This is a genomic window from Empedobacter sp. UBA5528, from assembly GCF_002426075.1.
GTDB classification, from domain to species: Bacteria; Bacteroidota; Bacteroidia; order Flavobacteriales; family Weeksellaceae; genus Empedobacter; species Empedobacter falsenii_B.
Map to the genome: position 1 here is coordinate 1 of NZ_DINY01000050.1, position 6,113 is coordinate 6,113.

The window sequence follows — 6,113 nt, forward strand, 5'->3', positions numbered from 1 at the left end:
AGGAAAAGCCAGTGTTTCAAAAGATATAACTTTAATTGATAAATATTGGACCAATTTTGCAAATGCTTGGTTTGATGGAAAAGACGATCCTAATATCAGTCTAATAAAAGTTTCGCCAAACGATGGGTATTATTACGAAACCAAAGACAATAAGTTTATTGCCATGTCGAAAATGCTTTTTGCCGCCGTTACAGGAAGTACAATTGAAGACGGAGGAATTGAAGGAGAACTGAAACTATAAAGAATAAATTATTGTCATCTACAATGTTAATTAATTAAAGAAAAATGCAGAAACAAACTATTTATGGCATTGCATTTGAAATATTATTTTTATTAACGCAATTTATTAATATTTAAAAATCACACATTATGGGAATTCTAACATGGATAATTTTCGGCCTTATAGCCGGAGCAATAGCAAAAGCAATACACCCTGGTAACGATCCAGGTGGTTGGATAGTAACAATAATTATTGGGATTATTGGAGCTGTTGTCGGTGGGTGGCTTGGATCGATGCTTTTAGGTGTCGATGTAAGCGGATTTAATATTTCTAGTTTTTTAGTTGCAATTGCTGGAGCAGTTTTATGTCTAGCAGTGTATAGAATGATTTCGAAAAAATAGACTGTCTAATTAACGATTAAAATACTGTAAAGTCTCAGAGTGCTGAGACTTTTTGTTTAATATTACTATTTATAATTATGAAAAATACAGTCATTGATTTAATTACTAAAACAGCGGTAATTACTGGCGCTTCTAGTGGTGTTGGCTTAGCTACAGCACACTTATTTGCTCAAAATGGATATCAATTGGTTTTGGCAGCACGAGGTGTAGAAGGTTTAGAAAAGGCGGTTTCAGAATGCAATGCTTTCGGTGGAAAAGCGGTTTATAAATCAACTGACGTTTCTAATGCAAATGAAGTAAAAGATTTAGTTGAATTTGCTCTGAAAGAATTTGGACGCATAGATGTGTGGGTGAATAATGCAGGTGTTATGGCAAGTGGAAAATTTGAGGAAATTCCTATGGACATAAACGAACAAGTAATCAAAACCAATTTAATGGGGTATATGCACGGAGCGTACTACGTTTTACCCGTTTTTAAAGAACAAAATCAAGGCATTTTAATTAATAATGTTTCCATTGGAGGTTATATGCCTGCTCCATTTAGTTCGGTATATTCGGCAACTAAAACAGGAATAAAAGGGTTGATGAGTGGTTTACAAAGTGAGTATAGTGTGTATCCCGAAATTCATATTTGCAACGTTTATCCACAAGTTCAACAATCTACAGGAAATATGCATTCCGCTAAATTCTCAGGTTTAGATTTTAAAATACCTCCGTTTGCAGCCGATCCTAAAGATACCGCAAAGGTGATATATAATTTAATAAACAAACCTAAAAATGATACCTTTCCAGACGCCACATCATTTATGTTAAAGCTTGCACATGGAGCTTTTCCAGAAACCTTTACCAATTTAGCAACAGGTGTTTTAAGGCTGATGATGAAGGTGAAAAAAGGAAAGGCTGATGAAGGTAATGTTTTACAACCTTCTACGGATCCATATGCTGTTTATGGAAAGATGGCTATTCCAGTACCAACAAAAACAAATCAAAAAATCATCGGAACATCGCTAGTATTCGCTGCAGGATTTTTTGTAGCGAAACATTTAAAAAATAAATAAAAAAAAACAAATTAATTTGAAACTGCTAAAATTCACATCCAAAGGTATTTATTGCATTCCAGGGAAGTTTTATATTGATCCTTGGCGACCTGTAGATTTAGCAGTTATCACGCATGGACATGCCGATCACGCTCGAAGTGGAATGAAAAAATATTTGTGTCATCATTTCACTAAACCTATTTTATTTTCAAGAATTGGTAGAAATATCGAATGCGAAAGTATCGGTTATAGCGAACAACTAACTATAAATGGGGTTAAAGTTTCATTACATTCTGCAGGTCACATAATCGGCTCAGCACAAATTAGGATGGAGTATAAAGGTTATGTAAGCGTAATTTCTGGAGATTATAGATTGCAAGATGATGGGCTTTCTACGGCTTTTGAAGCTGTAAAATGCCACGAATTCATTACCGAAAGTACCTTCGGTCTTCCTGTTTACAATTGGCTTTCTGTGGCAGAACAAGAAAAAAACATACGTGATTGGGTAGATCATAATAGAGCGAAAGGAAAAACTTCGGTATTTATAGGCTATTCTTTAGGGAAATCGCAGCGTATTATGAAAGCATTAGAGGGTATTGGAGAGTTAAATGTCCATTATTCCATTGCAAAATTGAATGAGGCTTACGAAAGTGTTGGTGTTACATTACCTGAGTACAAAACAATAGATTTACGTGATGACAAAAAGCATTTGGATGGAAAAATAATTTTGTTGCCACCCGCTTTGGTTGATAATCCAGTGATGAAGAAAATACCTAATATTTTCTCTTTATTTTCTAGCAATCAAAAATCCCTTAAGTTTTATTAAAATTAAGGGATTTTTGATTTTACAAGAATTAATTTATTCTGCTAATGGGTTGATTTGGTCTGCAGTAGGAAATTCCTGTCCTGTTTGACCAATAGTCTTATTCAAATCAAATTTTGCAGCATCAGACATATTAGCACCACCAGCTAATTTAGCTTTATCTAGCAAGTCTAAAGCTAATTTCTCTTCTTCTCTTTGTTCAGCAACCAACCATTGTAAGAAATTCCATGTAGCCCAATCCTCTTCATCCATGCTCATTTTGACAATTTTATAAATGGATTCTGTATTTTCAATTTCTTGTTTTAGAACAGCTTGAAAACACTCTAATACATTTTTTGGTTCAGGACCAGGTTTTTGTATAGCTTCGATTTTTACAATTCCTCCTCTTTCTTGAACGTATTCCATAACTTTAGCCATATGTACACGCTCTTCCTGTGAGTGTTTCATCATAAAATTTTTGATTCCATCTAATTGATTTTCGTCTGCCCAGCAAGCAAGCATCAAATACATTTGCGCAGAAAAGGCTTCTAAAGTGATTTGATCATTTAAAGCTTTTTGTAAATTTTTTGAAATTCTAGTTGTATTCATTTTTGTGATTATTTAGTTATGATATTTTAATTTGGAATTTTCAGACCAAACTATTAATTTAAATGTTAATACTTTCTAAAATATTGATGTATTCATATATTGATCTCTATTGAATATGGTTATTTTTGAGTTGATTTGATTGCCCAAAGCATGAGTAATGGTTGTAAAAATAGTCTTGCTAAACGCTTCTGATCCGTATCTAGACCAAATCCATTTCTATGATTTTTATATTGTGCCCAATTTCCAGGGAATACAGCAGCAAAAAATCCTGCAATAACTTTACCTACAAGTTCTTTCTTTTTGTCCGATACTAATATAATTGAACTACCAAGTGCTATTTCTACCACTCCTGAATATACCACAGTATCATCTTTATCTAAGGGCACCCAATTAGGAACTTGAGCTTTGAACTCTTTTCTCGCAATTGTTAAATGTGTAATACCAGCTACCACTAAAAAAGCACCTAGGCTATAACGAGCTATATTTTGTTTCGTATTCTTTTTCATAATTATATTTTATTTAGTATTTGCCGTCCAATTAGATCAAATAATCTTTCTGATTTTATGATTGTAGTTATAAAATATGAATAGAAATTTACTTTTAATTATTTAGTTGGTCGATCAAAACCAAAGGTTTCTAAGCGACTATCTTTTTGGTTAAGAATAATATTTTTTAAAACTTGAGCTGCAACCATCGAAAAAGTAATCCCATTTCCTCCATAACCTAATGCAAATAACGTTCGATCACCTTTTTTCCAAGGACCCATATAAGGTAAACCATCATTTGTGGAGCTAAAAGTTCCGCACCAAGCCATTTCGGTATTAAATTCAATTTCTGGATATAATCTGCTAAATTTACGTTCAAGAGTTCTAATTTTTGCTCGAAGTAAATCATCTCTTTTATCAGGATTTTGAAAATCTTCATCTTCACCACCAACTATCAATCGATTATCTTTTGTTGTTCGCATATAAAGATATGGTTCTGCTGTTTCCCATATTAAGCTACGATTTGGCCAAACCATTTTTTCATCAATTGGAGCCGAACAAATGGCGTAAGTAGATAATAAATTCATTACTTTTTTAGGTAGAAATTGACCTGCTTCAAAACCAGTTGCAACAATTACATACTTGCACGAAATAGTATGTCCATGCTCCGTCCATAGTTCGCAATTGTTCTTATTTTCGTTTATTTTTTCCACTTTTGTATGGGTAAAAATCTGTAATTGATGTTTTTCTTGATGATACTTTAATAAATTGATAGCGCCTTTATAAGCATCCATTTGTGCAGAAGTATCATTTTGTAAAGCAGCAATTCCATCAATATTTTGATAAGTTTTTAATTGTTTAGCATCTAAATACTTGACAGGCAAACCGACTTCTGTTCTTATTGTATATTCTTCATCTAACAATTTCACACCTTGCTGATTACTCGCTAATAAAACTGTAGGAACACGTGTAAAATCAGCATCAATATTAGTTTTTTTGAATATATTTTCTATATCTGTAATAGAATCCAAGCAATTGAAATAAGCATCAATAGCAATTTTTTTGGGAACAATATTTACTAATTTACTTAACGGGGTATCAATTTCATATTGTAATTGAGCAGTACTTGCTGCAGAACTTCCTGTAGAAATAGTTCGTTTATCGATAAGAGCGCATTCTACACCTGCTTCACATAATTCGTGCGCAACTAAAGCTCCTGTAATGCCGGAGCCAATTATAGCAACATCTATTTTAAAATCATTTCGAAGAGGATGATATAAATCAAAAAATTCGTTTTTAACAATCCAAAAAGGTAATCCAGAATGTAAATCCATAGTTGCGAACTTGTTTAAGTTGAAATTTAGTTACCTAAAAAATCAAGCCAAATTTTGATTGTTGACTTTTTTATTACAGAAATCGCTAATATTTCATAATTGGCTTAATGATTGTGATGAATATGATCATAATCTATCAGTTAGATTATTATTTATAAACCACTTAAAAATATTATTATGGCTAAATTAAAACGAAAAGATTATAAACTAAATTATATCGATTACGGTAATAAACTTGCTCAACCCGTTATTTTGATTCATGGTTGGCCGCTTAGTTTACAATCGTGGGAATATCAAATTCCTAAAATTGTAGAAGCTGGTTTTCGTTGTATTGCCTATGATCGAAAAGGTTTTGGAAAATCTTGTGCGACATGGGATCGTTACGATTATGATGCATTGGCTGAAGATTTACATGCCTTGATTGATGATTTACAATTGGAAAATGTTGTGTTAGTAGGTTTTTCGATGGGTGGAGGAGAAGTTGTGCGTTATATTGCCAATTATGGAAACAGTAATATTTCGAAAATAGCATTGATCAGTTCAATTATTCCACTCGTAAAACAAACTGATGATAACGAACACGGCGTTCCACAAAAAGACTTAGATCAGATTGTTCATCAACTTGAAACAAATCGTTTAGAATTTTTAGAAGGTTTTCATAAAGGTTTTTATAATCATGGCTTGTTAAAAAAATCTGTAAGCAAAGAACAATTAGATTTTGATTTTTCGGTTGCTTCGCATGCTTCACCTATTGCAACTTTGAGAGCTGCACGCTCTTGGATGGACACAGATTTTAGAGCTGAATGTAAAATGATAGATGTTCCAACATTAATTATTCATGGAAAAGAGGATCAAACTGTACCAATTAAAACAGCTGGAGATCAAGCTGCAAAATTGATCGCGAAATCGACTTACATTGTGTATGACGATGCGCCGCATGGATTGAATATAACTCATAAAGAACAGTTGAATATGGATTTGATTGAGTTTTTGTTAAATATCGAACATAAAAAAGAGTAGAAGATGGGAAAAGTAAATAAAACAATTGTTTCTAGTTTGGCAATTGCTGGTTTAGGAGGACTTTGCTATGCTTGGCTTAATTTTAGAAAAGTAAAAATACCAACTTATGTAGAAGGTTGTTTTAGTTTTTGATCAAAACAATAATGTTGATAATCAATCCAAACAGAATTTTGATGTAAATCATTGTGGGTACGTCATATCCTCG

The 6,113-nt window shown here is 32.8% G+C and carries 9 protein-coding genes; 6 read left to right on the plus strand and 3 right to left on the minus strand.

Annotation, left to right across the window (positions count from 1 at the left end; all coding sequences use genetic code 11):
• From B4L98_RS11175 to B4L98_RS11190, 4 genes are all read left to right on the plus strand, one after another.
• Positions 1-241 (plus strand): pyridoxamine 5'-phosphate oxidase family protein (locus B4L98_RS11175; protein ID WP_291078233.1); only part of this gene is annotated, 241 nt, incomplete at its 5' end.
• A gap of 128 nt (positions 242-369) precedes the next feature.
• Positions 370-621 (plus strand): GlsB/YeaQ/YmgE family stress response membrane protein, encoded by a 252-nt coding sequence (locus tag B4L98_RS11180; protein ID WP_019976198.1) that lies wholly within the window; start codon positions 370-372, stop codon positions 619-621.
• A gap of 77 nt (positions 622-698) precedes the next feature.
• The gene (locus B4L98_RS11185; protein WP_291078234.1) at positions 699-1,679 is read left to right on the plus strand and encodes an SDR family NAD(P)-dependent oxidoreductase; all 981 of its coding nucleotides are present in this window, start codon (positions 699-701) and stop codon (positions 1,677-1,679) included.
• A gap of 307 nt (positions 1,680-1,986) precedes the next feature.
• Positions 1,987-2,484 carry a hypothetical protein gene (locus B4L98_RS11190; protein WP_291078236.1) on the plus strand — a complete coding sequence of 166 codons (498 nt, stop codon included), beginning with the start codon at positions 1,987-1,989 and terminating at the stop codon, positions 2,482-2,484.
• A gap of 33 nt (positions 2,485-2,517) precedes the next feature.
• Here B4L98_RS11190 and B4L98_RS11195 read toward each other — a convergent pair whose 3' ends face one another.
• The 3 genes from B4L98_RS11195 to B4L98_RS11205 all read right to left on the minus strand — a co-directional run bounded on the left by B4L98_RS11195 (position 2,518) and on the right by B4L98_RS11205 (position 4,888).
• Positions 2,518-3,069: a ferritin gene (locus B4L98_RS11195; protein ID WP_286496324.1), complete on the minus strand. Its 552-nt coding sequence runs from the start codon at positions 3,067-3,069 to the stop codon at positions 2,518-2,520.
• A gap of 119 nt (positions 3,070-3,188) precedes the next feature.
• Positions 3,189-3,575: a DoxX family protein gene (locus B4L98_RS11200; RefSeq protein ID WP_291060003.1), complete on the minus strand. Its 387-nt coding sequence runs from the start codon at positions 3,573-3,575 to the stop codon at positions 3,189-3,191.
• A 98-nt stretch (positions 3,576-3,673) separates the two neighbouring features.
• Entirely contained in the window at positions 3,674-4,888 is a 1,215-nt protein-coding gene (locus B4L98_RS11205) for an NAD(P)/FAD-dependent oxidoreductase (protein WP_291060001.1), read from the minus strand.
• Between the two features lie 177 nt (positions 4,889-5,065).
• Between B4L98_RS11205 and B4L98_RS11210 the strand changes: the two genes are divergently transcribed.
• Positions 5,066-5,908 (plus strand): alpha/beta fold hydrolase, encoded by an 843-nt coding sequence (locus B4L98_RS11210; RefSeq protein WP_125350639.1) that lies wholly within the window; start codon positions 5,066-5,068, stop codon positions 5,906-5,908.
• A 3-nt stretch (positions 5,909-5,911) separates the two neighbouring features.
• Entirely contained in the window at positions 5,912-6,040 is a 129-nt protein-coding gene (locus B4L98_RS11215) for a hypothetical protein (RefSeq protein ID WP_260392044.1), read from the plus strand.
• The last annotated feature ends 73 nt before the right edge of the window (positions 6,041-6,113 follow it).

What these genes read in the sequence shown, in the direction of transcription:
- B4L98_RS11180 (WP_019976198.1), top strand. Translation starts at nt 370, where the DNA reads ATGGGAATTCTAACATGGATAATTTTCGGCCTTATAGCCGGAGCAATA.
- B4L98_RS11185 (WP_291078234.1), top strand. Translation starts at nt 699, where the DNA reads ATGAAAAATACAGTCATTGATTTAATTACTAAAACAGCGGTAATTACT.
- B4L98_RS11190 (WP_291078236.1), top strand. Translation starts at nt 1,987, where the DNA reads ATGGAGTATAAAGGTTATGTAAGCGTAATTTCTGGAGATTATAGATTG.
- B4L98_RS11195 (WP_286496324.1), bottom strand. Translation starts at nt 3,069, where the DNA reads ATGAATACAACTAGAATTTCAAAAAATTTACAAAAAGCTTTAAATGAT.
- B4L98_RS11200 (WP_291060003.1), bottom strand. Translation starts at nt 3,575, where the DNA reads ATGAAAAAGAATACGAAACAAAATATAGCTCGTTATAGCCTAGGTGCT.
- B4L98_RS11205 (WP_291060001.1), bottom strand. Translation starts at nt 4,888, where the DNA reads ATGGATTTACATTCTGGATTACCTTTTTGGATTGTTAAAAACGAATTT.
- B4L98_RS11210 (WP_125350639.1), top strand. Translation starts at nt 5,066, where the DNA reads ATGGCTAAATTAAAACGAAAAGATTATAAACTAAATTATATCGATTAC.
- B4L98_RS11215 (WP_260392044.1), top strand. Translation starts at nt 5,912, where the DNA reads ATGGGAAAAGTAAATAAAACAATTGTTTCTAGTTTGGCAATTGCTGGT.